Below are 24,397 nucleotides of genomic sequence, written 5' to 3' on the forward strand. Positions count from 1 at the left end.
AGCAGAAACCGTTCAGATAAATTCGAGTTTTGGTAATTACGCTGCACCTCGAAAGTGCATAGGGACATATACCAATTCAGCTTAGTCACTGATGTCTCCGCGCTCAATTTCGATGTAACATCATCAAAGTCTTGGTGACGTTACGGCACGGAGGAAGCGTTAACTATACGGACTGAAGGCTTCATTTTGCACGACGATAGTCTGATCTTTGTCAGACCTTGGTCTGACGTGCGACATTTTGGCTTTTTGTCTGTCGAACAGTGGATCGCCGGGAATATTTCGGCCAGCGCCTTTCTCCCCGGCCGCTGTCAGGTCGTACGGGCTCCACCAGGAGCGGCCCGCCTTCAAACGGACACGCGACGCAATGAGGATAAAGTCTAATCGGACGATGGTCTGATGTCGGCAGGTCCCGGCTGGGCCGATCTGTGCGACACTGGGAACAAGCGGTTGCGGGATTGAGGCGGAAACGGAACAGCACCCGGCCTCCGCTCATCGAAAGGTCGCTCGTTGGGCCGCTGGAGATTCGGCAAGGGAATCGAGCCGATAGACCGTGGCTTCAGATGCCCGTGCCTTTGACCCTGCTCAGCATTTCCCAATTCTCGCCGGCCGCGATCATGCAGGCCGTGCCGTTCGGCATGGTCATCACCATCGACCACGTTCCGCTGGACGAGGCGAAAACCTCCACGACTCGCCCCGGCTGCGCCAGGCCTATGCTCACAGGGCTTTCCTTGTACTGCTCGGACAGGACCTTCACGAGCTGATCTCGGGGGCCGCATGACGTCTGGGCAGAGACCGGCGAGGAGGCGAACGCGACCAAGGCACCAAACACCAGGGCCGAAGGAAGGGATCGGCGGATCATGTCAATTCCTTGCGTTTGCCCGCAATAATCCCTTGGCGTCCGGCTAACGCCCGAATGAAGAAAAAGCTCCGTTGACCTCCTCGGGTCGACGGCGGGAGGGATCAGCCCTCACGAATGTGTGTTCTGGCTGCGCTCTCCAGGCGGCGATCGACGAACTGAGCAGGAGCCGAGCGGCCGAGGCGCGGCAGCCGGATCGTATCTCCTCCAGCCGCTCCTCTGGCGAGTTGGCAGCACGACGCCGGCAAAAAGCTCCCAATGGTCGCGACCGGAGTATTTGACTTTGGAGCGGGGCGGCCCAGATCCTGAGGGTTATCACCCTTTCGGGTGACTTACCTTCGAGGCAAGAATAACCCAGGTTATTTTTCGAACCGCAGGATGGTCTCACAATCCGCCATGGCTAAAGGATCGCTGCCGAAACATGTTGGTTTCATTCCCGATGGCAACCGGCGCTGGGCCGTCGGCCGCGGGCTGACCAAGGATCAAGGCTACCGCTTCGGGGTTGATCCGGGCCTGGTCCTGTTCGACATGTGCAGGAAACTCGGGATTCCGGAGATCTCGATTTACGGCTTCACCCAGGACAACACGAAACGCCCCTCCCCGCAGATCCAGGAGTTTCGTGCAGCCTGCGTTTCGTTTGCCCAGGAAGTTGCCAGCCGCGGCGCTGCCCTGCTGGTCGTCGGGCACGACAGGTCGCCGCTTTTTCCCGATGAGCTGCGGTGTTTTCGGACGCGGGAGGGGAGCGGAACCAAGGTCAATCTGCTGATCAACTACGATTGGGAGTGGGATCTCGCCGGACTGAAGGAAGGCGGCATCCGTTCGGAGGAGGTCTCCCGGCTCGACCTGATCGTACGGTGGGGCGGCGGGCGACGATTGAGCGGCTTCCTTCCGGTGCAGTCGGTTTATGCCGATTTCTACGTCGTGGACGACTACTGGCCGGACTTCAAGCCGCACCATTTCGATCAGGCGCTCAACTGGTTCAAGAAGCAGGATCAGACCCTGGGAGGATGAATGCCTCGCCAGCCGTCTGTCGTCCCCACAAAAGAGGCTCCCCATGGGAGCCTCAGTTTCTTTCAGGGAGGACCAATGCCGTCGGCCGATAACCAGTCTCGGCCTCGTTCATCCTTCGATCAACTCAATAATTTTAACCGATTATGAAGACCTGAGAGCACCGTCCCGCGTCGCTCTCTAGCGTGCTGCCCAAGCTCTCCAGGCCAGAACGGGGGCAAGCAAAGGCCACCCGAAGGCCGCAATGAGGATGTGCCGCAAACCAACACCCTCGTCTTCCTTGATCCCCGTCGAAAGCGCCAGCACTGCGATCACGACGCCGAGATAAGCGACCAGTACCCCCTCCATTCCCCTACCCTGCATGCTTGTTCATTGATGGAGTGCAGGGCTACAGGCGAATAAAACCGCAACCTATGCGGTGGGTGGTCGCGATGGGCGATTCAACGACCCTGGCGCAATTCTGCCACACCGCCGGAGATGAGATCCGAATACATCCTGACGCGGAACGCGGCTCATGAACCCACCAAGGCGGAAACAAGCACGCTCAGCGCGTGGGCCAAGAAGATCAGGAACGGGATCAGCACGATGGCCGCGACGACCATGGCAAGCGACAGACCAAGATTACGCATACCGGGCTCCTGGACTTCGAACCTTCAGCTTCATCGGTAATCTTGGCTGCAAGATGTCCTGACGTCGGACGGGGCTCCAACTCCTCGACTTTTGCAGATGAGCCGGTGCTACACCGAAAGAGGTACTCACGGAGCAAGATTCAAACTAACCCCTATTGTTAGGGAATGCTCGTTGCACCTTAACTGATCGGAAAGGTATGTTTCTTCAACGGATTCCATGATCCGGAGGGAACAATGCGCAGCAACCAAGACAATCCTCTCCACTCTGGCAAGCAAAGCGCAGGGCGCAAGGGGTTTCTGTCAGAAACGGACCTGAAGATTCTGTGGGTAGCGCGCACTTTGACGAATATTGATCTGCAGTACGAATCCGACTTGCTTAAATTGAACCAGAGTCGCGTTCCGCATGACCTGAAGAAGCCCATCCAGGCAGTGATTTTGTCACGGCACCATGCGAGGCGCGAACCTTATGTCAAACTGCTCGAGCAGCTTCAGGGGCAGCAGCGTCATCAAACGATCGCCGCCTGAGTCGACACGGCAGGCATTCAAACTCGCTCCCTTTTCGCTTTCCGGTTCGGCTGTTCCGCCCCCAGGCCCCGCCGAGTCGGGATCTCCAGCGCCTTCACGGGCGCTTCTTTTTTGTCGCCCCCCTGCCCTTCGTGCTACGATCCTCACCTAAGGCCGTACCTTACAAAAGGCTTAGTCCACCTCCGTAATGGGTGCGGCTGCCTTCAGGGGATGGATGTTGATTGCGGATTTGACGATAGCCCTGTTGATGCCCGTCGCCGGGTTCTTCACAGCGATCTGGCTGCTGATCCTCTGGGTCGGAGATGCCGCCGTGACGCCGGAGATGGACAGCGGCCTCGATCCGATCACAGGCGTTCGTGACCAGGTCGGAATCTACGAATCCTATGAATCCTACATCCCCATGCCCGACCATCTGAAGACGCAGGACGAGATGGTCGCCTGGATGACGAAGGAACTCCCCAAGCTGACGGCGGAAATATCCACGCCCGTAAACCCGCTCCGTCAGCCCAGGGACATCCGCGATCCGGACTGAACGACAGGTTCCGTGAACGGCATCCTCGCAGGAGGCCGGACCGACTTCTGGCGGTTCAGTGGGCAAATACCTGCGATCGTGGAAGAATGCTGTTCCCGGCCACCACCTGGGCTATCGCAGAAGCGATCTTGTCCCCGCCCCTCGCGGAAGGCTCGATAGGGTTGGCGTAGTCGTCAGGCTCGTTGCAGAGCAGGCGCAGGTCGATCAGCGGCAATCGCCTCCCGAAGGCCTCACGCATGATGCAATCGTTGAAGAGTGCCAGGCCGGTCACCACGAGGCGCTGCTCCTGCGGATCGGGAAAGCGCGCATCGTAGATAGTGCACAGCGCAACCGGCAGCCGCCGCTCCGCGACCTTGTCCACCATGTCACGATAAACGCGGGCGAACTCGTCCCGCACATCCGCGAGCCTCCCCATGGCCTCGGCGACCGAACGCGCGCCCTCCCGGAGAACCCCGATATTGCGCAGTCCATCGTTCCCACCCGCACTGACGACGAGGTGGCTGGCGCTTTCAGGAACGTTGCGGAGCTGACGGTCGACATCACGGGTCACGGCGCCATCCACCGCACACAGGGTTGCCTGCCAGTCCCGCGGAAGCTTGGTGCGGACTTGCGCGACGACATCGGGCTCTCCACGGCGCACATAGGCCGCGTTGTCGAAGATGGAATCTCCCAGGAGGACCACGTGACTCACGGTGACCTCCCCACCAGCCGGTCGAGTGTGGGCGCAAGATGGCTGAGCAGGTAGGGCTTGGAGATGAACTCGCCTCCTTCCGGAACGGGACCGGATGTTGCATCGGAGTGCCCCGACATCATCACCACCGCCACGGTCGGCCACCGTTTGCGAACCAGCTCAGCCAGCTCGAATCCATCGACATTTCCGGGAACATGCGCGTCCGTGACAACTCCACGGATGTCGGAGCGCTCGTCGAGGAGAGCCATGGCGACATCGGTGGTCTCAGCCTCGATCACCGCGAAGCCGGCTCCTTCGAGGTACCGAGCCACCGCCTCCCGTTGAGTCGTCTCCTCCTCGACGAGAACGATCACAGGCGGCTGTCGCGATTCCGAAGACATGGCCTACTCCAGAGGTGCATCCAGGCGTCGTGGAGCAACAACCGAGCCGGAACCGCCCTGGTTCCGCCCTTTGTGTCAATGGATTGACATGAGAGGTTGCCTGCTAGAGGATTTCTCAACCGCCCCGCGCGCACGTCCGGGTGGTGGGAAGACATCCTTCACATCCCCTGCGTCCTAATCCTTTGGAGATAGTCCTTTCGAGAAGTTGCGAATCTCCACGACGCGAACCTAAAGCTTGCAACAGCAAAGTTGATGCGAAGCACACAAGTAAGTAAGCCTTCTTAAACGCTCGCATCGCAAACTCGAACAGTAATCAATTACTGACGTGGGGCAGAAATGGACACAGCAATCGAGCATGTGGCGCGTGCGTTCTACGATGCGCAGGATGATGCACACTCTTGGGACCGCGAGCCCGAAATCCTGAAAGAGGAGTTTCGGCGTTATGCCCGCGAGGCCATTGCGCTCCTTCGCGGCAAGCATGCCGATGCGCAACAGGACGACCTCGTCGAAGGATCTGAGGCCCTGCTCTATGCGGTCGGTCTCGAAGGATCGGTCGGAGCTCCCGTAGCGGCTTAGGCTGAGGAGCCGGATCCCTGCCTTCAGGGTCGTCGAGAAGAAAGGCCTGCGCTTGGTCGAAGCGCAGGCCTTTTCCAATTAGGATGGGGGCCCGTCCTCAACGGAGGAAGAGCACCCGGCGGTCAGACGATGAAGAACTCCTTGGCGCTCATCTTGAGGTTCTTGTCGAGCTTTGCAATCTCGACAGCTCGTCCCGAGCCGGAACCGTCGGCATCGTAGTAAAGGATTCCGTTCTTCTTGTTGTAGAACAGGTAGTCGTTCTTGTCCTTGGCCTCGCTTCCGACAGTGAAGAATGCGGATTTCAACTTGCCTGGTTTCGTCTCGGAGCCTTTCCCGAGTTTCTTGAAGACCGCGTTGTCGAGATAAACGCTATCGTCGCGCACGTTGTAACTTTTGATCGTATCGAGATTCGTTTTCTTGTTCGGCTTCGTGTCGAAGACGAAGGCGTCCTTCCCCTTGCCGCCGGACATGACATCCTTGCCGTGTCCGCCATAGAGCTTGTCGTTATCAGCACCGCCATTGAGGCGGTCGTTTCCTTTTCCGCCCTTCAGGGAGTGGGCACCGACTCCGCTCCAAAGGGTATCGTTTCCGCTGCCACCATCGAGAATGTCGTCGAAGGCCGTGCCGACCATCGTATCGGAGCCCGACGTTCCTGTCCTCGTGATGACGTCGCCCCAGGAGAGCGTCATCGCCCCCAAGGAGGCGAACTGCGCCTCGGTGAAGGAAATCGCATTGTTCGTGGCGTCGAAGCCGACGACGCCTCGGCTGGCGAGTTCCCCGAACTGGTGCGGCGCGAGACTGCCGATGGTCGAGCCATGGTCCGTCAGTACGATGACGTCGCCAGGGGACAGCGGCACTTGAAGAGCGTTCAACTGTGCAAGGGAAAACGGAAGAACGTTGTCCGCAACGTCGATCCGGTCGACGTTCCTGGCAAGAAGGCCGGAAATCTGCTCGATGGTGCCAGTGCCGAGTTCGGCGCCGGTATCGGCCAGAACGATGGTGTCGGCTGCCGTAAGCCTCACTGCTCCCAGGGCTTCGTACTGCGACGTCGACAGGAACATCGAGTCGTTCGTGGCGTCGATGACATCGACACCGTTGGCGCCGAGTTCAGCAAGCTGCGCCGGGGTCAGGCCGTCGATGTTCTGGCCGGCATCCGCAAGAATGACTTCGTCTTCCGCCGAGAACGGTTTTGCCGCAGCGGTATACTCGGCATAAGTCAGAGTAATCGTGGCCATGCGCGCCTCACCATGTGCGTTTCATGCCTTCCTTGCTCACACGATGAGCCAGGAAGCCTTGCACCATTAGAGGCATATGGATGTTGCGTTATCCAACGTCCAAAAAGAGGTATCGGCAATACTCAGATGAGACTACTCTAAAAATACGCAGATCTATCCGCAGCAAGTATTCTCCGGAAAAGTTCTTGCAGTACCCCTAAAAGAAAAGCACGCGGGGGACCCGCATGATCCTCTGACCCGGTCGCGCTGGATTGGGCCGGGGCAATGCTTCTGCCGCCCCGGCCTTTGACGGATCTAGAGGGAGGCGGTCAGCATCGCCTCGTAGTCCGAAGCCGTCGCCTCGCGCGGGTTGGTCTTGTGCGTGTGGTCCTTGAGGGCGCCGTCGATGATCTGCGGGAACATGGAGGGCGTGATGTCGAGCTCACGCAGGCCGGACGGAAGGCCGAGGCGCTTCGTCATGTCCCGGATCGCCGGCGTGACGGCCGCCTCGTTCTCCAGCCCCATCGCTCTTGCGATGCGCTCCATCCGCCGGTCCGCGACGACGGTGGGAGCCGATGAATTGAACTCGATCACGGCCGGGAGCAGCACGGCATTCAGGGTTCCGTGGTGCAGGCGCGGATTGAGGGCGCCGATGGAGTGGCTGAGGCTGTGGACGCAACCGAGCCCCTTCTGGAAGGCCATGGCACCCTGCATGGCCGCGCTCATCATGTTGAGACGCGCCTCGCGATTGTCCGGCTCATGCGTGGCTTGAGCGATGTAGCGCCATCCCCGCTCCAGCCCGTCCAGGACGATCCCGTCGGCAGGCGGATTGAAGGCAGGCGCGAGAAAAGTCTCGATGCAGTGGGAAATGGCGTCCATGCCGGTCGCGGCGGTCAGGTGCGGCGGCAGGCCGAAGGTCAGCTCGGGATCGCAGATCGCCGATTTCGGCACGAGGTGCGGAGAAAGCAGACCGGTCTTGCGGCCGTCGTCGAGAATCATCATGGAGCCGCGGCCGACCTCACTGCCGGTTCCTGCGGTCGTCGGGACGGCGATGACGGGCGCGACCTTCGGCGTGATGCGTGCCGTGCCGCCTTCGACCGCCGCATAGGTCCGCAATGGTCCTTCGTGGGTCGCGGAAAGGGCAACGGCTTTTGCCAGATCGATCGGGGAACCGCCTCCGACCGCGATCACCCCGTCGCAATCATGCTCCTTGTACATCGCGGTCGCATCACGCGCCGCACTCTCGGTCGGATTGGGAGGCGTCTGGTCGTACACCTGAAACGGGATCGAGTTGCCGAGTTTCGCCAGGACGCGGTCGAGCAATCCGGCAGCCCTGACGCCGGCATCCGTGACCACCAGCGGCCGGGAGATTCCGACCCGCTCGCATTCCTGCGGGAGGAGGCCGACGGCACCGAAATCGAACTGGATCGTGGTGATATAGTTGATGACCGCCATGGCGTTTTCACCCCTGTTGTCTGGCTGTTCTCATGACTGCCGATTTCGGTTCACGGGTGGCTTTCGAGCGGCAGACAGGTCTCGAAACCGCCGGTGCGGCGAACATCATCATGCGCTGTCCGCGTGCCCTGGGGCATTGATGGGGAGAAGCACCGGCCTCCGCGGCGATGCGCGGCGGAGGCCGGCAGAGGTCAGGACGGGATCAGTTCGCGCCCACGCCCGTCTTCAGCTTGGCCACGGCCGCCTTCTCCGGGAACACCGTCACAAGCTCGCCCCCCTGCCACTGCATCAGGAACGGGCTCACCCGCGTGTTCTGGCCCTGCTCGTTGAACTTGGCGCCCCAGCCGGTCGGCGTTGTCCCTTCCGGCACGTCCACCTTCATCACCGCCTCGCGGATCGCATCCGCCGACAGGTCCTTGGCCGAAGCCATGGCGTCCAGGAACACGTTCGCGCCCATGTAGTTCGCCAGGCTGTGGCCGGAGCGCGGCGGCATGCCGTACTTGGCCTGGTACTTCTTCTCGAACGCGTCGATCCCCGGGGCCGCCGCCGGATTGGTGCGGTACTGGGTGAAGTCCACGTTCAGCGCCCCTTCCATGTTCTCAGGACCGACCGCTTTCACCGTATCCAGCAGCGAGTAACCGCCACCGGCGCCGATGGCTGCCTTGGGCTTGAAGCCCTGGTCCTTCATCTGGCGGAAGAACAGCACCGTGTCGTTCTGGTACGAGGTCTGCAGCACCACGTCCACGCCCGCCGACTTCAGCCGCAGGATCACCGGCGTCAGGTCCACCGACTTGGCCGAGTACGGCAGCGTCTCGACCAGGTTCAGCCCCTTCTCCTGCGCCCGCTTCTGCTGGAACCCGGCCACGGTCTGGCCGTAGAGCGAGTCCTCATGGATGATGCCGACCTTCAGGCTCTTCGGGTCCACCCCCAGCGCCGGCGCCACCGCGTCCGAGATCGCATCGACCATGCGGTTGGCGAAATCCTTGGAGGTGGGGTTGGTGCGGAAGGTGTACTGGAAGCCGCGTTCGGTGATCGGGTCCGAGATCGCGCCGAGCTCGAAATACGGCACTCCCGCCAGCTCCGCCACCTGCGTCGCCGCAATGGCGAGCGACGAAGAGAACGTGCCGAAGATGGCATTGACCTTGTCGACGGAGGTGAGGCGGCGGGCCTCGCCCACGGCCTGGTTCGGATCGACCGCGTCGCCGCGGATCATCTGGATGGGCTTGCCGTTGAGGCCGCCCTTGGCGTTGCGCTCCTCGACCGCGAGCTCGAGGCCGCGGAAGCTCTCGTCGCCGAGCAGCGCCAGGCCGCCGGAGAAGGGATAGAGCGCGCCGATCTTGACGGTTTCCTGCGCGAGGGCCGGCGCGGCGGACAGCGCCAGGGTGGTGGCGAGCGCCACCTTTGCAAAGAGTTTCATCGGTTTCCTCCCTGAAGCCTCTGTCGGGCAGGGCTTCTGTCGAACGGGCGCGGCACGGCGCACCGGCCGGCACGTTCCCGGCACCCGCGATACTGCAGATAACCAAGTTGCCTGACAAGCAGGAATTTCTGTTCTCGTTGCTTTAGAGGGGCGCTTCATAGGGACGCTCCAGATGAACGAAACGGCGGGGCAGTGGGACTGCTCTTCCCTGCCCCGACCAACTCACCTGATCGCATCGAGATAGCGTTCGACCGATATGTCGAAGGCTTGGCGGGCGTTGCCTACGATGTTGCGCTTCCACCAAGCCCCGAAAATGCTGTCGAACCCGTGGGGGGCCAGAGAATCGCGGATCCGCTCAACGGCAGCCGCATTCACGGGGATGAGGTTGGGATAGCTGTACATGAAGCTGACATGCCGCCGGTCCTGCACCACCTGCAGGATGTCGCCCGTCAGCAGAGCACCCTGCCCCTCCGCACCGTCGGCCCAGTGCAGCACGGCGCCGCCCTCGAAATGGCCGCCGCAGCGGATCAGGGTCAGGGACGGAGAGAGAGCGTGGGTCTCGCCGCTCCATGCCACAATCGACGGGTGGAGCCGCTGCACCCACTTCATGTCGTCGGCGTGGATGTAGATGGGAATTCCGCCGAAAGCCTCGCTCCATTCGACCATGGTCGTGTAGTAGTGCGGGTGGGAGATCGCGATCGCCTTCAGCCCGCCCCTCGCTTCGATCCTCTCGACGATCTCGTCGTCGATCAGGCTGATGCAATCCCAGAGAACGTTACCGTCCGCAGCTTCCACGAGGAGCGCCCGCTGACCGATGGCGAAGCTCGGTGTGCTCCCGATCCCGATCAGGCCGGCTCCCTCCTCTTCCCAGCGCAGGCTGTGGGAGGCCCGGATCTCCTCCAGCGTCGTCCATGCCTGTCCCTCCCAGCGCACATATTGGCGCTCGTCCTCGCAGATGGGACAGGCATCCGGTGGCGCCTCGGTTTCGGCGTATTGGGTTCCGCACTCGCGGCAGATGAAGTGGGGCATGGGCCTTCTCTCGTCTCGGTCGTCTCCTCGCCAGTATCCCTGCCCCTGCCCGTACGGCAAAGCGAAACTGCTACGTCTGGCATAAGCCTACCTTATCGCACGGGAGCATCACCATTCGGGTGGCGCTCTGCGAATTGATATCGCTCAAGGACAGAGGAAGACCGTCGCTGCAGGGTGGAGGCCGGACAATCTCAAGTGCCGATGAATGCCGGGCCACCGGCATCAGGCGCAAATAATCGAGAGGGAAACATGACCGCCAAGATGAAAGCAGCCATTTTCGTCGAGCCGAACCGGATCGTTCTGGACGAAAAGCCGATCCCCGATGTCGGCCCCCTCGATGCGCTCATCCGCATCACCACCACCACCATCTGCGGCACGGATGTCCATATCCTCAAGGGGGAGTATCCCGTGGCGCGGGGGCTGACCATCGGCCACGAGCCCGTGGGCATCATCGAGAAGCTCGGCTCCGCCGTCGAGGGTTTCGAGGAGGGACAGCGGGTCATCGCCGGCGCGATCACGCCGAGCGGGCACAGCGCCGCGTGCCTGTGCGGCTGCCATTCGCAGGACGGGCCGCGCACCAAGTACGGGTTCAAGCCCATGGGCGGCTGGCGCTTCGGCAACACGATCGACGGTGCGCAGGCCGAGTACCTGCTGGTGCCCGACGCCATGACGAACCTGTCGCCGATTCCCGACAGCCTCACGGACGAGCAGGTGCTGATGTGCCCGGACATCATGTCCACCGGCTTCTCTGGCGCAGAGAGCGGCAAGGTTCGGATCGGCGACACGGTGGCGGTGTTCGCGCAGGGGCCCATCGGCCTGTGCGCCACGGCCGGCGCGAGACTCATGGGAGCGACCCGGATCATCGGCGTCGAGGCTGTTCCGGCGCGAATGGAGATCGCGCGAAGGATGGGCGCCGACCACGTGGTGGACTTCACCAAGGTCGACGCCGTGGACGAGATCATGCGCCTGACGGACGGGCGCGGCGTCGACGTGGCCATCGAGGCTCTCGGGCGCCAGGAAACCTTCGAGGCGGCTCTCCGGGTTCTCCGTCCGGGAGGCACTCTCTCGTCCCTCGGGGTCTATTCAAGCGACCTGAAAATCCCTCTCGACGGGTTTCTCGCAGGTCTCGGCGACCACACCATCGTGACCACCCTCTGCCCCGGCGGGAAGGAGCGGATGCGCCGCCTGATGCAGGTCATCGCCTCCGGACGGATCGATACCCAGACCCTCGTGACCCACCGCTTCAAGCTCGACCAGATCGAGGAGGCCTACGATCTCTTCGCCAATCAGCGGGATGGCGTTCTCAAGGTCGCGATCACGCCTTGAGCTCTGTCCCACCCGTCCGCACCGACAGGCCGCGGGAGCTGGTCTCACGGCCTGCCGGCGACAACCCACCATTCGTTCGAGGAAGAGGAGAGCGACCGGCGATGGACAGATTCGTCTCCAGAAAAGCTGCTCCAAATCCGCCCGAACCCTCACAGGACCGGCCAGGGGCACCTTCGCGGGCAGGTGAGCCGTGGCATGCCCTTCCTGATGCCGATGTTCTCTCGGCCCTGGCGGCGAACGCATCCGGACTGTCGAGCGAGGAAGCCGCAGAGCGTTTGCGGAGTCACGGCCCCAATCGCCTGCCTCAGGGATCGAAGCGCAGTCCTCTCGCGCGCTTCCTGCTGCAATTCCACAACCTGCTGATCTACGTTCTTCTCGGGGCCGGCGCTCTTGCGGCCCTCATCGGCCACGGTACGGACGCACTCGTCATCGTCGCGGTCGTCCTGGCCAATGCGATCATCGGCTACGTGCAGGAGGGACGCGCCGAGCGGGCGCTGGACGCGATCCGGGGCATGATCGATCCCCATGCGTCCGTGGTCAGGGACGGGCACCGGGTCACCATCCGCGCCGAGGATGTGGTGCCGGGCGATGTGGTGATGCTGGAGGCCGGCGACCGGATTCCGGCTGACCTGCGCCTCCTCAAGGCGCGCAGCCTGCGAGTGGACGAGGCGGTCCTGACGGGCGAGTCGGTGCCGGTCGACAAGGCCGTCGCACCCGTCGAGGCCGACGCTGCCCTCGGCGACCGCGCCTCCATGGCGTTCTCCGGCACCTTCGTGACTGCGGGCCAGGGCACCGGCATCGTCGTCGCCACCGGCGCCGACACAGAACTCGGGCGGATCAGCACGATGATCGGCGAAGTCGAACGGCTCACGACGCCGTTGGTCCGTCAGATGGACCAATTCGCGCGGCAGGTCACCATTGCCGTGCTCGCGGTCTCCGCCCTTGTCTTCGCCTACGCGGTCCTCGTCCGGTTCTATGCGTTCAGCGACGCTTTCATGGCTGTCGTCGGAATCGCGGTTTCGGCGATCCCGGAAGGCCTGCCGGCCGTCATGACGATCACGCTTGCCGTCGGCGTCCAGCGCATGGCGAGACGCAACGCCATCATCAGGCGCCTCCCGGCCGTGGAAACGCTCGGTTCGGTCTCCATCATCTGCTCCGACAAGACCGGCACCCTCACGCGCAACGAGATGATGGTGAGCACGGTCGTGACCTCCGTCGGCAGTATCGAGGTCGAGGGTGTCGGCTACCGGCCCGTCGGCGGCTTCCTTCTGGACGGGCGACAGATCAATGCCGTTTCCGACCGGGTCCTGGAGGAGCTGTCACGCGCGGCTTTTCTCTGCAACGATGCCGAGCTGCGGCAGGCGGACGGAACATGGTCGATCGACGGCGATCCCATGGAAGGCGCCCTGATCTCGTTCGCCGTCAAGGCAGGCCACGACATCGCGGCAGCGCGGGCGTATCTGCGGCGCCTGGACGAGATCCCGTTCGACTCGCGGCACCGCTATATGGCGACCCTCCATGGAGCCAGCGGCGCCCCCGTCATCTACGTCAAAGGCGCACCCGAGCGGATCCTCGCCATGTGCGACCGGATTGCAACCCCTGAAGGATTGCGTCCCATCGTACCCGATGAGTGGCACCGTCGGATCGAGGCGCTCGCGGCGAACGGTCAGCGGGTCCTCGCCCTCGCCTCCGCCCATCCGCCACAGGGCACGAGAGGCATTGCCCCGTCCGACGTGGAGCAGGGCCTGACCCTGCTCGGCCTCGTCGGCATGATCGATCCCCCAAGGTCAGAGGCCGTTGCCGCGGTGGCCGAGTGCAGGGCAGCCGGCATCCGGGTGAAGATGATCACCGGAGACCATGCCACGACGGCGCGTGCCATCGCGCTGCAGCTCGGCCTCGCGGAGAACCCGATAACCGTCACCGGCCGCGATCTCGACAGCCTCGACGAGGCCGGATTCCTCGCAAGCGCCCGCGAAGCGACCGTGTTCGCGCGGACCAGCCCGGAGCACAAGCTGCGGCTGGTAGAGGCGCTTCAGAAGGACGGCTCGGTCATTGCCATGACCGGGGACGGCGTGAACGACGCACCGGCGCTGAAGCGCGCGGATGTGGGTGTCGCCATGGGCCGGAAGGGCACGGAGGCCGCCAAGGAAGCAGGCGAAATGGTGCTTGCCGACGACAATTTCGCCTCCATCGTCGCCGCGGTCCGGGAGGGCCGCACCGTCTACGACAACCTGACCAAGGTCATCGCCTGGACGCTGCCGACCAATGGCGGAGAGGCCTTCACCATCATCCTGGCGATACTGTTCGGCCTCACGTTGCCGGTCACGCCGATCCAGATCCTCTGGATCAATCTCGTGACCGCCGTCACCCTCGGCCTGACGCTGGCCTTCGAGCCGACCGAGCCCGGGGCCATGCGCCGCCCGGCACGGCAGGCCAACCAGCGGCTTCTCTCGGGCCGCCTCCTGTGGCGGATCGTCTTCGTTTCGGCATTGATGGTGATCGGCACCTTCCTGATCTATGCCTGGGCCATCGGCCGCGGACTCCCGGTCGAAACGGCCCGGACCATGGTGGTGAATGCGCTGGTGACGATGGAGATCTTCTATCTCTTCAGCGTGCGCTACGTTCACGGCACGTCGCTGTCATGGAAGGGTGTTCTCGGTACGCGGGCCGTTCTGATCGGCGTAGGCACGGTGGTCGTGGCGCAGTTCGCCTTCACCTATCTGCCCTTGCTGCAGCGCATCTTCGACAGCCGACCGGTCTCGCTGACGGACGGGTTCGCCATCGTGGCCCTGGGTGCGGCGCTCCTCGTCGTCGTGGAGGTGGAAAAACGCGTCGCTGCCCGGCTTGGAGGTTCGCCAGGGCAACGGTAAACCCGGCGCGACACGGGTGTCGCGCCGGGAACGCCGTTAGTGTTCCTCAGTACCGGCTGACGGCCGCGTCCCGCGCTCGATCCGGGTGAGTCCGGGTGACGAGGCTGAGGCCGATTTCGGCGATGCCGATGATCAGGTGCGGCAGATAGGTGCGATCAGCGAAGCCGAAGAGCCACGGTGAAACCGCGAGCAACGCTCCGCCAAGCCCATCGACCGCCAGATGCGCCCCCATGGGAATGACCTTGGCGACGCTCACCTCATAATCGGTCATGAGGCTCATCAGGATGATGGCGACGCCGAGCAGCACCGGAACCCATTGGGCAGCGGTTCCGTCGGCGAAGCCGAACAGCCACGGTGCGACGATGAGCAGGCCACCGGTGAGATAGTCGATGATCCCGTGAACACGGGTGGACAGAAAACGCATGGCACGACGCTCCATAAGGACGGGTTCTGCCAGTCAATGACCGAATTGTGTCGCATGTTCCCCAGGAATTTGGCCCCACCGGTCACAGAGGCGGCCTCATCATGGTTGCTCCCGATGCTTCCATGGATGCCGCAGGCCCTGGAGCCGCCGGGCCTCGCGCCCGATGGACGAGCATTAGGAATGTCGAATTGACGCACTCTCCTCCAGGACCGGCAAGCAGGCTCGGGACAAGCTTGCTGGCTTAAGAATTCGTTAACCCAGCGATCAGAGAGAAACACGATGAATCACGAGCCGCGCCTGCCCCGCGCGATTTCCTTGGCGGAACTCAGCCGCGCCGCCGGCAGCTCCATCGGGTTCGGGCGCAGCACCTCCGGCGAGCAGCCGCAGGCCGACGGTGGCGAGGAGCGGACCGACAGAAGGACGCCTCTGAGCCTGAGGAACATCGCTCATCCCCTGCCCCTTCCCCGCGGAACGGAGCTGATCTCGCTGACGACCTATGACGGGCGGCTGGTCATCCTGACCAACAAGGGCCCCTATCTCTGGCACGGTAGCGAGTGGGAGAAAATCGTCGCTTCAGCCTCGCAGCAGGAGACCGCTGGAATCTAAGCTCCCGCCCCTGCCGCGCAGGAAAAGAGCCGGATCGCGAAGCCTACTCGGCATCCTCGGTGCAAGGCCACGATTGAGGCGCGACGAGCCCTGCAGGCAGCTTTGTCTCGGCCGTGCCGCAGGCAATGTCGACCTGGGCCTGCGTCAAACCCATCGTGCCGCTCAGGTCGGCCCCTCCGAGCTGGGTGAGATAGAGATAGGACCGCGTCAGATCGGTGCCCTGCAGGTTTGCGCCGGTCAGTCGGGCGCGTGAAAGGTTGGAATATCCGAAACTGGCGCCGGAAAGATTCGCGCTCTGGAAGTTCACGCGCGCCAGTTCCGCCTTCGACATGTCGGCCCCCGAAAGGTCGGCGCCGCTGAAATCGGAACGGTTCAGTTCGGACTTGCTGAAATTGGCACCGGCCGCGCGGACCTGGGCAAAGTTCGAACGGCCCATATCCGCCGCATGGAACACCGCTTTGGTGAGATTGGCCTGACCGAAATTGGCACGCCAACCGATCGCCTTCGTGAAATCTGCGAGGGACAGGTCCGCGGCCTCGAAGCGCGTGCGGCTGACCTCCGTCTCCACCAGCTTCGCACCGGTCAGCTTGGAGCCGCCGAAATCGCTCAGGGTCAGCAGGGACCGGGTGAAGTTGCTCCCGCTCAAGTCATCGTTGGCAAGGAGAAGCCGGGCCTTGGAGCAGCCGGACCAATCGACGCCCGCATCCGGTCCGTCCTGGCACTTGGCCGAGGCTCCGCCGCAGAGAAGACCAAGGAAGAGCACCGCGCCAGTGAACCGCTTTGCACTTCCCGCACCTGACGGGACGATCCCAGACGGCTTGCCTTCGCTGCGCTGCATCATTCCCTCTCGAACCTCGCCTGCTTCAACCCCCGATCCGAGCCGGCTGTTCCGGGAGGACAGGGAGACCGCTCTTCCGCGCGCGAGTTTCATCAATTCGGGAGCGGGAGACAAGCATTCATGGCGCTGCGCGACAAACAATTCCAGGAGGATCCGCATAGATGAGGGCATTCCTGGGGCCAAGAGCATAGAAGAACCTGCCACGCGCTGCTCTGCCCTTGAATTTCCTGTCGATTTCCTCTTTTCGATCCAGCGCGCTCCGGCACAAGGACTCGACTTCTCGCCGCCATCCCTTACGGTTCCTCTCCGTCACGTCCGGAGGAAACAATGCGTCACCTTGCACCGATCCCTGCCCTTGTTCTGGTCGGAGGTCTCCTTGGCGGCTGCAACACGGGTGCTCCTCAAGGCGTTCTGCCGCGCGACCCGCTTCCGCCTCCTCCCTCGCTGAACGCCTCGGCCTCACGTCAGACGGCGACCGCAACGGCGCGGGAGGCCGGCCCAGGCGTCCGGCGCCGGGCCATCAGCGTGCCGGACAGGATCGAGACGCCTCGCCCTTCGTCGCCGAGCGTCGAGCCCGTGATGACGCCGAGCGGCGCCGGCGCCGGCTTTCGTTTCTAAGCCGGACGGGGACGCTCCCCCTCTCCTCGCAACCCAACAGAAAAAGGCAGGACCTTTCGCGCCATGGCCCACCACCCCAAAAGGCAACATCCCGCCATGGAGCGGCCGCGCCACCAGCGCATCATAGCCGCCGTGGTCGTCCTCATGATCCTCGCCCTCGCGATCTACGGCTATCAGTTCTGGTGGGGCGAGTAGCGGCAAAAACGAAAGACTCCCTGAGCGGACGCACAGGGAGGCTTCCGATGAAAGCGAAAGGCGGGCCTAGTCGCCGAAGATGTCGCCGCAACGGGACAGCGAGAAGGCAGCGCCTTCCGTATCCCGGTTGATGCGAACGGCTTGAATGATCCCCTGGTCATCCGCGGTGATCTGCGCCTCGCAGACCAGATGAACATGCTGCGGAGGCCGAACCATCGTCGTGACCTGCGGCGCGGCGAATCCGAAGGACGAGCTCGTCGTCTTGGAGCGGGTGACGGTGACACCCGGAGCCGGGTGGGCGGTCACTGTCGTGGTCCGCTCCGAAACCTTCATGGGGCTCGAGAAGGCCGGGCGCGTCTGGTACTGGGCAGGCCGGACGAAATCCATCTCGCCGCCTCTCCAGGTGTAGATCGTGCCGCCCGAATCCAAAGCATAGCTCGAAACCGGCGGGCCGTTCTCCACGAAGAACCGGTCGACCGGTTCGCCGATCCACTTGGCGCGCACGCTTCTCGCAGCCTCTTCCGTTGTCTTGCATCCGGCAAGAGCCAAGGCGGCCGCAAGCACGGCGCCGACGGATTTGATCATGGTTAAGCCCCCACTCCCCTTTGTTTGAGGAGTATTTGCCGCAAGGGAAGCAGAGAAAGCAACCCCAAATTTGGGACGATTTCCCTTGTTTCCCTTGGTGTACGACGGGGTCAGGTCACTTCACGAAGGTCTTCGACAGGCCGACCGAGCGGTCGACGATCATGACGACCGCGAGGGTGAGCAGGATCAGGAGGACCGAGACGCTCGCGACCAGCGGATCGGCCCGGCTCTCCACGTGATGGAACAGTTCGACCGGCAGGGTCGTCAGGCGCGGACCGGTGAGGAAGAGCGTGATGACGACCTCGTCGAAGGAGACGAGGAAGCACAGGGCCGTGGCTGCGACGATGCCGGGCGCCATCATGGGCAGCGTGACGCGGCGGAACACCGTGATCGGGCGGGCGCCGAGGGTCGAGGCCGCCTCCTCGCAGGCGAGGTTGAGGTTGCCCAAGGTCGTCGCGAGAACACGAAGCGCATAAGGCAGCGTGATCACGAGATGCCCGATGATCAGTCCCGGGAATGTTCCCAGGAAGCCGATCGACGCGAAGACGATGAGGATGGCGAGGCCCAGGACGATGGTCGGCAGCAGCAGCGGCGCCGTGAAGAGATTGTAGAGGAAGGACGATCCCAGGGTGCGCATCCGGACGATGACGTAGGCGGCCGGAATGGCGACGGCGAGGGAGATCGCCGTCACGATGGCGCCGAGCAGGAGGCTCGTCCAGAAGGCGGAGATCATCTTCGGGTTGTCGGCCAGTGCCGCATACCAGCGCAGCGACCAGCTTTCCGGCGGGAAGGAGAGGATCTGCTCGCCGCTGAACGAGAGCGGCACCACAAGGATCACGGGCGCCAGGAGAAAGATGAACAGGAGCGCCACCAGGATCTTCATGGGCACGGAGGTGTTGTCGGCTTCCATGTGTCCCTCCTCAATCGATGGCGCGCAGGATGCGGGCATACACCGCGAGCGCCGCTCCGAAGATGATGAGAACCAGCATCGAGAGCGTCGCCGCCAGGGGCCAGTTCAGGGTGACGATGGCCTGATCGTAGATCTCGGTCGCCAGGAGGAACACCCGCCCTCCCCCCAGGAGCTTCGGCGTGATGAAGGACGACACGGCGAGCACGAAGCAGAGCAGGCATCCGAGCGCGATACCCGGAACCGTCAGAGGCAGGATCACGCGCCAGAAGGTCTTGATCGGCGGTGCGCCGAGGGACATCGCGGCCTCCTCCACGCGGGGATCGAGGCGGCCGAACCCGGCGAGCAGGGACAGGATCATGTAAGGCATCAGGATCTCGGTCAGGCCGATGATGACGCCGGTCGTGTTGAACATCAGCCGCGGCGGAGCAAAGCCCAGGGCCGCGATGCCGCTGACGATGGGCCCCTGATCGGCGAGCAAGGCGATCCAGCCATAGGTGCGCACCACAGCGGAGGTCAGCAGCGGCGAGATCACGAGAACCGTGAGGAAGGTGCGCCACCGTCCCGTGCTCCGGTGCAGGTATAGGGCAATGGGGTAGGAGACGACGAGGGTCGCAAGGGTGATGCTGAGGCTCACGGTGATCGAGTTGAGGATCAGCTCGACGTAGAACGAATCCCCGAAGAGCCCCGTCCAGTTCTCGAACGTCACCGTTTCGCGCACGCCGCCTCCGGCCAGCGCCTCGTTGAAGGACATCCGCAGCAGGTTGAGGACGGGCAGGATAAATCCGATGGCGTTGATCAGCGCTATGGGGAGCAGCAGCGCGATGGCCGTTCCCGTGCGGCCGAGCGCCAGGCGCGGCGCCGCGGGAGGCGCGGAAGCCGTGATCGCCGTCATGCGCTCCTCCCGAACACCATCGTGTCCTCGACCCGCCAGGCGAGCGCGACCGGACTCCCGACGGAGCGGATGCCCCGGCCGTGATCGGAAGCGGCCTCGACGACGATCTCCGTCCCCCCGACATCGACCTGATACTGGAGCAGGTCGCCCACGAAGGTGACCCGTGTCAGGCGCCCGGAGAGGAGATTGGTGCCTTCGCCCGATGCGCCTTGCGCCGCATCTGCGTCGAGCAGCCTGATCCGGTGCGGACGCACCATGATCTCGACATTGCCGCCGGGACGTCCCGGCACCCGCACGCTCATGGGACCGACATCCACCGTCCCGTCGCCCCGCGCCCGCCCTTCGAGGCGGTTCGTGCGGCCGACGAACGACGCCACGAACGGGGTGGCCGGGTGCTCGTAGACGTCGATGGGGGTTCCCACCTGCTCGAGCTTGCCCGCCCGCATGACGACCACCTTGTCGCACATGCTCAGGGCTTCGACCTGGTCGTGCGTGACGAAGACGGCGGTGATGCCGAGGCTCTGCTGGATGTCGCGGATCTCGTTGCGCATCTCGTCCCGCAGCTTGGCGTCGAGGTTCGACAGCGGCTCGTCGAGGAGAAGGATCGACGGGCGGATCACCAGGGCGCGGGCCAGCGCCACGCGCTGCTGCTGGCCGCCCGACAATTCGCGCGGCTTGCGCTCGGCGAGAGCCTCGAGCCGCACCATGGCGAGCGCCTCCTTCACCCGCCTTTCGATCTCCGCCTTGGGAACGGAGCGCATTTCGAGGCCGAAGGCGACGTTCTTCGCCACCGTCATGTGCGGGAAGAGAGCATAGCTCTGGAACACGAGCCCCATGTCGCGCCGGTAGGTCGGCATGGCGGTGATGTCGTTCGAGCCGACGACGATGCGCCCGCCGGTGGGCTGGATGAGACCGGCCACCATGCGCAGGGTCGTGGTCTTGCCGCAGCCGGAAGGTCCCAGGAGAGCCACGAGCTCACCTTTCGGCACCGACAGGTCCAGAGCCGAAACGGCAACGGAATTGCCGTAGGTCTTAGTCAGTCCGTCGAGGCGCAGGTGCACATCGCGGTCGTCGGACACGGTCGGGCTCCCCGAAAGGATCGTCTGATGCATCATGGCGTTCTCCATGCGGGCCTTCGGCTGCGGCAGGTCTGGTCGATCAGCGGCTGAGCGGGATGACGCGACGGCGCCACTGCTCCGTGATCGCATCGCGGATGCCGGCGACGGCGATCCAGTCGATCCCGATCATGTCGTCCATCGATCCGGCCGCCGTGCGGGCCAGGGCCTCCTTGGAGATCTTCTCCTGCGCCTTGGAATTGGTCGGCGCATAGAACATGGCCTCCGTGAAGGCGGCCTGCGCCTCGGGGCTGAGCGCATAATCGATGAAGGTCTTGGCCGCGTCATTGGCCGGGCTGTTCTTCACCAGGTTGATCGTGTTGATCTGGAAGCCGCTGCCCTCCTCCGGCAGGGCGACGCCGAGCTTGCTGCCGGCTGCATCCGAATAGACTTGCGCACGGGCGTTCCAGCCGATGCCGAGAGCCGCCTGTCCGTTGGCGATGGGCGTGTACACGTCCGGCCTCGGGTCCCAGGTCTGCACGTTCGGGGCCAGTTCGCCGAGCTTCTTGATGCCCGGCTCCACGGTCTTCTTGTAGTCCTCCTCGCCGGCCATCTTGTTGGCGATGATCGTCAGGGTCGTGCCCTGAATGTCGGGAACGGCCGGAATGGCGACCTTGCCGGCGTATTGCTTGTCCCAGAGGGCGTTCCAGGAGGTCGGCGCCGTCTTCACCTGATCCTCGTTGTAGAGGAGAACGAGGTTGTCGAAAGTCACCCCAACGCCGCCCACGCCCTCCGCGCGGGCTGCCGGATAGAGATCCGCGACGTGCTTCGAGACGCTCTCGTCCACCTTGTCGAACAGCCCCTCGTCCGTCGCCGCCTTCGCGACGGACACGTCCATGATCATCACGTCGATCTGGGGCGAGGCCTTCTGGGCGCGAAGGGTGCCGAGCATCTGAGCCGAGTTCGGCATTCCGTAGAACTGGACCTTGATGTCCGGATGAGCCTTCATGAAGGGCTCGACGACCGCCTTGGTATAGTGGTCCTGGAAGATCCCGCTATAGGCAGCGAGCGTCACCGTTTTCTCCTGGGCGAAAGCGGGCATCGAGGCGGCAAATGCGAGCGCCGAGATGCCGAGCAGAGCCGTACGCCGTTTCATCATCGTCATTGTTCCCTCTGTTTTTGACTGCTCTTCCCGTAACCGGCGCGTCAGGCGACGCGCCGGGCCTTCTCTTCAACGATGCGGGTCGCGCCGGAAATGTCCGGCAGCTTCTCGCCGTTGCGAAGCCGCTCCAGCAGCTTGATCTCGGCCTCCTGCATTCCGATGGCCCGCTCGGCCACGGCTTTCGCCTCGGAGGGATGGAGCACGATCACGCCGCTTTCATCCGCGAGGATCGCGTCACCCGGCTCGATCACCTGACCGCCGACCGTGACGGGCACGTTGATGGCCCCTTCGAGCCCGAGGATCTTGGTGGTGATGGGCGACGGGCCCCGGCACCACATGGGCATCTCGACCCGGCGGATCTCGGAGAAATCGGTGGCCGGACCGTCCACGATGCCGGCCTTCACGCCGGCGAGCTTCATGGAGTGGGTGACGACACCGCCCCAGCAGGCGTGCTTGTCGTCGCCGCAGCGGTCGACCACCACGATGTCGCCCGGACGAACCAGCTTCGTGAGGTAGTGGAGGACCGTGCTGTCCGCATGGGGCAGCCGCACGGTGACGGCGGTTCCGGCGACGCGCTTCTCAGGGAGAACCGCGCGCAGTTCGCGGTTCACGAAGCCGGAATGCAGGAAATGGCCGACCGTTGCGGTCTCGACCTGCTCGAGGAGCGAGATCAGTTCCTCGGAGATCTGCTTCGGCATCTGATTGACGGTGAACATGCTGTGCGCTCCTCAGGCCAGGACGTGGTGCTGAGCGACAGGTACGTTGCGACGCACGTGCCCCACATAATCCAGGTCGAGGCGGGAGCTGGTGCTCGCGACCTTGTCGGAGCACTGCGCCACGATGTGCCCCCACGGGTCGATGACCATGGAATGGCCCCAGCACCACTTCTTGCCGTCCGAGTTGGACAGCACCTGCCCGACCGCCAGGAAATAGGTCTGGGTCTCGATGGCGCGGGCGCGGGCGAGTGTCTCCCAGTGATCCTTGCCGGTCATGAGGGTGAAGGCGGCAGGCAGAACGATCACGTCGGAGCCGGCGTCGCGCAGCTTCCGGAACAGTTCGGGGAAGCGGATGTCGTAGCAGATGGCGCAGCCGACCGTGACGTCGCCGACCTTGTACGTCACCACGTCCTCGCCGCGGCTGATCGTGTCCGACTCGCGGTAGCTGGTGCCTCCCGGAATATCCACGTCGAACAGGTGGATCTTGCGGTAGCGGGCAATCTCCTTGCCCTCGGGCCCGAACACCACGGTCGTGTTGTAGTGGTTGTTGCCCACGCGCTCCACGACGCTGCCCGCATGGATCGTCACGCGGTACTTGGCGGAGAGCTCCGCCATGAGCGTGTAGGCCTCGCCGTCGGGAAAGGTCTCGGCGCTGGCATGGATGTTGTCGCGCCCTTCCCCGAGGAAGGCGTAGTATTCCGGCAGGACGATCAGATCGGGCGTTTCCTCGTTGACGGCCTTTTCGATCATCGCGGCGGCGGTTTTCAGATTTTCCGCCTTGTTGTTCTGGGAATTCATCTGAATTAGACTGACTTTCACGTCACGGCCTCCATTGATCCGAGCCCGAAGTGTGGGCGCGCCGGCCGACCTGCGACAAACACGAAATACTTTTCCTGCAGGCTAAGTTTTGCTTGTTCTGCGCTGCACAACCAGCATTCCCAACGTGTTCGGGGAGCGGCCTACCAGGACGCTCCGTCCGTCTGAGCCTGTGAAAATCCATGGGCGACCTCCTGCGCCATTCTCGCCGCGACCGCCGAGATGAGATTGTCCGGATGATCGGAATAGACCGCGTGGAAGCTGAGAGGCGGGAAAGCGGGCGTGACGTCGAGCGCCACGAGGGTTCCGGCCGTGAGCTGCTCCCGCACGATCACCTTCGGCAGCGGCGTCACTCCGATTCCATCCTGCGCAAGGCGGATCACCGTCGCCAGAGAATTGGAATTGTAGATCGTCGGATCCTCGATGCCCGCATCGGCGAGCTGCTTCAACAATCTGTGATGAGGTATGCTGTCCCGTGAATAGGCGAGGATCGGATGGTCGGCCATCTCCGCCAGGGTCAGCGGCCTGTCGGGCAAGTTGAGCTTCGGGCTTGCGAGCCACGTGCAGGCAAACGTGCACAGATCGAGATTGATGATGTCGGGCGCGATGACAGGTCCCATGATCAGGGCCAGGTCGATGCGCCGCTCGGCCACCTCACGCGCCATGTGGAGACTGGTATCGGTGTTGAGGTCCACCGCGACACTCGGATAGCGAGCCCACAGGCGCTCGATGAACTGCGGCAGCCAGGCATGGGCGATCGAATCGATCGTGCCGATCCTGATCGAGCCGCGCAGGCTGCCGGGATCGCTCACGGCCTCGCGAAACTCGTTGGCGACCCGAACCAGCTCCTCCGCCTTGGCGACCGCCTGCTGTCCCAGGCCGGTGAGGCGGACGCAGCGGACATCCCGCTCGAAGAGCCGGATTCCCAAATCCCGCTCGAGGGTGGCGATGCGGTTGGAAATCGCCGCCTGCGTCGTGTTGAGCCTCTCGGCCGCAGCGCTGAAGCTGCCCAAGCGCGCCACCCAGAGGAAAGTCTCCACGAAACGCAGGTTCATTTCTTCGAATACCCTCC

26 protein-coding genes are annotated in these 24,397 nt (G+C 63.5%); 9 read left to right on the plus strand and 17 right to left on the minus strand.

Annotated features, from left to right (window positions below):
- Nucleotides 1–556: 556 nt before the first annotated feature.
- Nucleotides 557–859 (minus strand): hypothetical protein, encoded by a 303-nt coding sequence (locus LGR44_RS12785; protein WP_226741087.1) that lies wholly within the window; start codon nt 857–859, stop codon nt 557–559.
- A gap of 393 nt (nt 860–1,252) precedes the next feature.
- On the opposite strand from LGR44_RS12785, the gene LGR44_RS12790 reads away from it, so the two are divergent.
- From LGR44_RS12790 to LGR44_RS12800, 3 genes are all read left to right on the plus strand, one after another.
- Nucleotides 1,253–1,867: an undecaprenyl diphosphate synthase family protein gene (locus tag LGR44_RS12790; protein ID WP_226741088.1), complete on the plus strand. Its 615-nt coding sequence runs from the start codon at nt 1,253–1,255 to the stop codon at nt 1,865–1,867.
- A gap of 860 nt (nt 1,868–2,727) precedes the next feature.
- Entirely contained in the window at nt 2,728–3,018 is a 291-nt protein-coding gene (locus LGR44_RS12795) for a hypothetical protein (RefSeq protein WP_226741089.1), read from the plus strand.
- 244 nt (nt 3,019–3,262) lie between these two features.
- Complete coding sequence (locus LGR44_RS12800) at nt 3,263–3,550, plus strand: hypothetical protein (protein ID WP_226741090.1); 288 nt, start codon at nt 3,263–3,265, stop codon at nt 3,548–3,550.
- A gap of 55 nt (nt 3,551–3,605) precedes the next feature.
- Here LGR44_RS12800 and LGR44_RS12805 read toward each other — a convergent pair whose 3' ends face one another.
- A complete protein-coding gene (locus tag LGR44_RS12805) occupies nt 3,606–4,241 on the minus strand; it encodes an SGNH/GDSL hydrolase family protein (RefSeq protein ID WP_226741091.1) in 636 nt (211 codons plus the stop codon).
- A complete protein-coding gene (locus tag LGR44_RS12810) occupies nt 4,238–4,621 on the minus strand; it encodes a response regulator (RefSeq protein ID WP_226741092.1) in 384 nt (127 codons plus the stop codon). Before LGR44_RS12810 ends, LGR44_RS12805 begins: the two co-directional genes overlap by 4 nt.
- A gap of 336 nt (nt 4,622–4,957) precedes the next feature.
- On the opposite strand from LGR44_RS12810, the gene LGR44_RS12815 reads away from it, so the two are divergent.
- On the plus strand, nt 4,958–5,197 hold the full coding sequence (locus tag LGR44_RS12815; RefSeq protein ID WP_226741093.1) for a hypothetical protein: 240 nt from the start codon (nt 4,958–4,960) through the stop codon (nt 5,195–5,197).
- Nucleotides 5,198–5,319: 122 nt separating this feature from the next.
- Here the strand turns inward: LGR44_RS12815 and LGR44_RS12820 are convergent, their stop codons facing one another.
- From LGR44_RS12820 to LGR44_RS12835, 4 genes are all read right to left on the minus strand, one after another.
- A complete protein-coding gene (locus LGR44_RS12820; RefSeq protein WP_226741094.1) occupies nt 5,320–6,432 on the minus strand; it encodes a calcium-binding protein in 1,113 nt (370 codons plus the stop codon).
- A 294-nt stretch (nt 6,433–6,726) separates the two neighbouring features.
- Entirely contained in the window at nt 6,727–7,866 is a 1,140-nt protein-coding gene (locus LGR44_RS12825; protein ID WP_226741095.1) for an iron-containing alcohol dehydrogenase, read from the minus strand.
- Nucleotides 7,867–8,068: 202 nt separating this feature from the next.
- Entirely contained in the window at nt 8,069–9,283 is a 1,215-nt protein-coding gene (locus LGR44_RS12830) for an ABC transporter substrate-binding protein (RefSeq protein WP_226741096.1), read from the minus strand.
- A 222-nt stretch (nt 9,284–9,505) separates the two neighbouring features.
- A complete protein-coding gene (locus LGR44_RS12835; protein WP_226741097.1) occupies nt 9,506–10,312 on the minus strand; it encodes an MBL fold metallo-hydrolase in 807 nt (268 codons plus the stop codon).
- A 249-nt stretch (nt 10,313–10,561) separates the two neighbouring features.
- Between LGR44_RS12835 and LGR44_RS12840 the strand changes: the two genes are divergently transcribed.
- The gene (locus tag LGR44_RS12840) at nt 10,562–11,638 is read left to right on the plus strand and encodes an NAD(P)-dependent alcohol dehydrogenase (protein ID WP_226741098.1); all 1,077 of its coding nucleotides are present in this window, start codon (nt 10,562–10,564) and stop codon (nt 11,636–11,638) included.
- Nucleotides 11,639–11,739: 101 nt separating this feature from the next.
- Nucleotides 11,740–14,508: a cation-transporting P-type ATPase gene (locus LGR44_RS12845; RefSeq protein WP_404809921.1), complete on the plus strand. Its 2,769-nt coding sequence runs from the start codon at nt 11,740–11,742 to the stop codon at nt 14,506–14,508.
- A 46-nt stretch (nt 14,509–14,554) separates the two neighbouring features.
- Here LGR44_RS12845 and LGR44_RS12850 read toward each other — a convergent pair whose 3' ends face one another.
- Nucleotides 14,555–14,932, minus strand: coding sequence for an SPW repeat domain-containing protein (locus LGR44_RS12850; protein WP_226741099.1), 378 nt, complete (start codon nt 14,930–14,932; stop codon nt 14,555–14,557).
- Nucleotides 14,933–15,211: 279 nt separating this feature from the next.
- Here LGR44_RS12850 and LGR44_RS12855 point away from each other — a divergent pair, with 279 nt between their 5' ends.
- Nucleotides 15,212–15,538 (plus strand): hypothetical protein, encoded by a 327-nt coding sequence (locus tag LGR44_RS12855; RefSeq protein ID WP_226741100.1) that lies wholly within the window; start codon nt 15,212–15,214, stop codon nt 15,536–15,538.
- 43 nt (nt 15,539–15,581) lie between these two features.
- On the opposite strand, the gene LGR44_RS12860 is transcribed toward LGR44_RS12855, so the two are convergent.
- Nucleotides 15,582–16,379 (minus strand): pentapeptide repeat-containing protein, encoded by a 798-nt coding sequence (locus tag LGR44_RS12860; protein WP_226741101.1) that lies wholly within the window; start codon nt 16,377–16,379, stop codon nt 15,582–15,584.
- A 324-nt stretch (nt 16,380–16,703) separates the two neighbouring features.
- Here LGR44_RS12860 and LGR44_RS12865 point away from each other — a divergent pair, with 324 nt between their 5' ends.
- Nucleotides 16,704–16,994, plus strand: coding sequence for a hypothetical protein (locus tag LGR44_RS12865; RefSeq protein ID WP_226741102.1), 291 nt, complete (start codon nt 16,704–16,706; stop codon nt 16,992–16,994).
- A gap of 63 nt (nt 16,995–17,057) precedes the next feature.
- Entirely contained in the window at nt 17,058–17,189 is a 132-nt protein-coding gene (locus tag LGR44_RS21825; RefSeq protein ID WP_264196500.1) for a hypothetical protein, read from the plus strand.
- A 66-nt stretch (nt 17,190–17,255) separates the two neighbouring features.
- Here LGR44_RS21825 and LGR44_RS12870 read toward each other — a convergent pair whose 3' ends face one another.
- The 8 genes from LGR44_RS12870 to LGR44_RS12905 form a co-directional block, all read right to left on the minus strand.
- Nucleotides 17,256–17,774, minus strand: a complete 519-nt coding sequence (locus tag LGR44_RS12870) for a hypothetical protein (RefSeq protein WP_226741103.1) — start codon at nt 17,772–17,774, stop codon at nt 17,256–17,258.
- Between the two features lie 115 nt (nt 17,775–17,889).
- Nucleotides 17,890–18,684 (minus strand): ABC transporter permease, encoded by a 795-nt coding sequence (locus LGR44_RS12875; RefSeq protein ID WP_226741104.1) that lies wholly within the window; start codon nt 18,682–18,684, stop codon nt 17,890–17,892.
- A 10-nt stretch (nt 18,685–18,694) separates the two neighbouring features.
- On the minus strand, nt 18,695–19,576 hold the full coding sequence (locus LGR44_RS12880) for an ABC transporter permease (RefSeq protein ID WP_226741105.1): 882 nt from the start codon (nt 19,574–19,576) through the stop codon (nt 18,695–18,697).
- On the minus strand, nt 19,573–20,691 hold the full coding sequence (locus LGR44_RS12885) for an ABC transporter ATP-binding protein (protein ID WP_226741106.1): 1,119 nt from the start codon (nt 20,689–20,691) through the stop codon (nt 19,573–19,575). The genes LGR44_RS12880 and LGR44_RS12885 overlap by 4 nt, the downstream gene beginning before the upstream one ends.
- 43 nt (nt 20,692–20,734) lie before the next feature.
- Nucleotides 20,735–21,787 carry an ABC transporter substrate-binding protein gene (locus tag LGR44_RS12890; RefSeq protein WP_319004855.1) on the minus strand — a complete coding sequence of 351 codons (1,053 nt, stop codon included), beginning with the start codon at nt 21,785–21,787 and terminating at the stop codon, nt 20,735–20,737.
- Nucleotides 21,788–21,837: 50 nt separating this feature from the next.
- Nucleotides 21,838–22,509, minus strand: a complete 672-nt coding sequence (locus LGR44_RS12895; RefSeq protein ID WP_226741108.1) for an RraA family protein — start codon at nt 22,507–22,509, stop codon at nt 21,838–21,840.
- 12 nt (nt 22,510–22,521) lie between these two features.
- On the minus strand, nt 22,522–23,328 hold the full coding sequence (locus tag LGR44_RS12900; protein ID WP_226741109.1) for a carbon-nitrogen hydrolase family protein: 807 nt from the start codon (nt 23,326–23,328) through the stop codon (nt 22,522–22,524).
- A 140-nt stretch (nt 23,329–23,468) separates the two neighbouring features.
- Nucleotides 23,469–24,380, minus strand: a complete 912-nt coding sequence (locus tag LGR44_RS12905) for a LysR family transcriptional regulator (RefSeq protein ID WP_226741110.1) — start codon at nt 24,378–24,380, stop codon at nt 23,469–23,471.
- Between the last annotated feature and the right edge of the window lie 17 nt (nt 24,381–24,397).

Source organism: Microvirga lenta, assembly GCF_020532555.1.
In the GTDB taxonomy this organism is placed as follows: Bacteria; Pseudomonadota; Alphaproteobacteria; order Rhizobiales; family Beijerinckiaceae; genus Microvirga; species Microvirga lenta.

Bases quoted from the DNA above. Each gene is read 5' to 3' on its own strand.
- LGR44_RS12830 (WP_226741096.1), bottom strand. From the start codon at position 9,283: ATGAAACTCTTTGCAAAGGTGGCGCTCGCCACCACCCTGGCGCTGTCC.
- LGR44_RS12845 (WP_404809921.1), top strand. From the start codon at position 11,740: ATGGACAGATTCGTCTCCAGAAAAGCTGCTCCAAATCCGCCCGAACCC.
- LGR44_RS12860 (WP_226741101.1), bottom strand. From the start codon at position 16,379: ATGATGCAGCGCAGCGAAGGCAAGCCGTCTGGGATCGTCCCGTCAGGT.
- LGR44_RS12890 (WP_319004855.1), bottom strand. From the start codon at position 21,787: ATGAAACGGCGTACGGCTCTGCTCGGCATCTCGGCGCTCGCATTTGCC.
- LGR44_RS12790 (WP_226741088.1), top strand. From the start codon at position 1,253: ATGGCTAAAGGATCGCTGCCGAAACATGTTGGTTTCATTCCCGATGGC.
- LGR44_RS12885 (WP_226741106.1), bottom strand. From the start codon at position 20,691: ATGATGCATCAGACGATCCTTTCGGGGAGCCCGACCGTGTCCGACGAC.
- LGR44_RS12895 (WP_226741108.1), bottom strand. From the start codon at position 22,509: ATGTTCACCGTCAATCAGATGCCGAAGCAGATCTCCGAGGAACTGATC.
- LGR44_RS12840 (WP_226741098.1), top strand. From the start codon at position 10,562: ATGACCGCCAAGATGAAAGCAGCCATTTTCGTCGAGCCGAACCGGATC.
- LGR44_RS12795 (WP_226741089.1), top strand. From the start codon at position 2,728: ATGCGCAGCAACCAAGACAATCCTCTCCACTCTGGCAAGCAAAGCGCA.
- LGR44_RS12785 (WP_226741087.1), bottom strand. From the start codon at position 859: ATGATCCGCCGATCCCTTCCTTCGGCCCTGGTGTTTGGTGCCTTGGTC.
- LGR44_RS12865 (WP_226741102.1), top strand. From the start codon at position 16,704: ATGCGTCACCTTGCACCGATCCCTGCCCTTGTTCTGGTCGGAGGTCTC.
- LGR44_RS12835 (WP_226741097.1), bottom strand. From the start codon at position 10,312: ATGCCCCACTTCATCTGCCGCGAGTGCGGAACCCAATACGCCGAAACC.
- LGR44_RS12810 (WP_226741092.1), bottom strand. From the start codon at position 4,621: ATGTCTTCGGAATCGCGACAGCCGCCTGTGATCGTTCTCGTCGAGGAG.
- LGR44_RS12820 (WP_226741094.1), bottom strand. From the start codon at position 6,432: ATGGCCACGATTACTCTGACTTATGCCGAGTATACCGCTGCGGCAAAA.
- LGR44_RS12875 (WP_226741104.1), bottom strand. From the start codon at position 18,684: ATGGAAGCCGACAACACCTCCGTGCCCATGAAGATCCTGGTGGCGCTC.
- LGR44_RS21825 (WP_264196500.1), top strand. From the start codon at position 17,058: ATGGCCCACCACCCCAAAAGGCAACATCCCGCCATGGAGCGGCCGCGC.
- LGR44_RS12855 (WP_226741100.1), top strand. From the start codon at position 15,212: ATGAATCACGAGCCGCGCCTGCCCCGCGCGATTTCCTTGGCGGAACTC.
- LGR44_RS12870 (WP_226741103.1), bottom strand. From the start codon at position 17,774: ATGATCAAATCCGTCGGCGCCGTGCTTGCGGCCGCCTTGGCTCTTGCC.
- LGR44_RS12815 (WP_226741093.1), top strand. From the start codon at position 4,958: ATGGACACAGCAATCGAGCATGTGGCGCGTGCGTTCTACGATGCGCAG.
- LGR44_RS12880 (WP_226741105.1), bottom strand. From the start codon at position 19,576: ATGACGGCGATCACGGCTTCCGCGCCTCCCGCGGCGCCGCGCCTGGCG.
- LGR44_RS12825 (WP_226741095.1), bottom strand. From the start codon at position 7,866: ATGGCGGTCATCAACTATATCACCACGATCCAGTTCGATTTCGGTGCC.
- LGR44_RS12850 (WP_226741099.1), bottom strand. From the start codon at position 14,932: ATGCGTTTTCTGTCCACCCGTGTTCACGGGATCATCGACTATCTCACC.
- LGR44_RS12905 (WP_226741110.1), bottom strand. From the start codon at position 24,380: ATGAACCTGCGTTTCGTGGAGACTTTCCTCTGGGTGGCGCGCTTGGGC.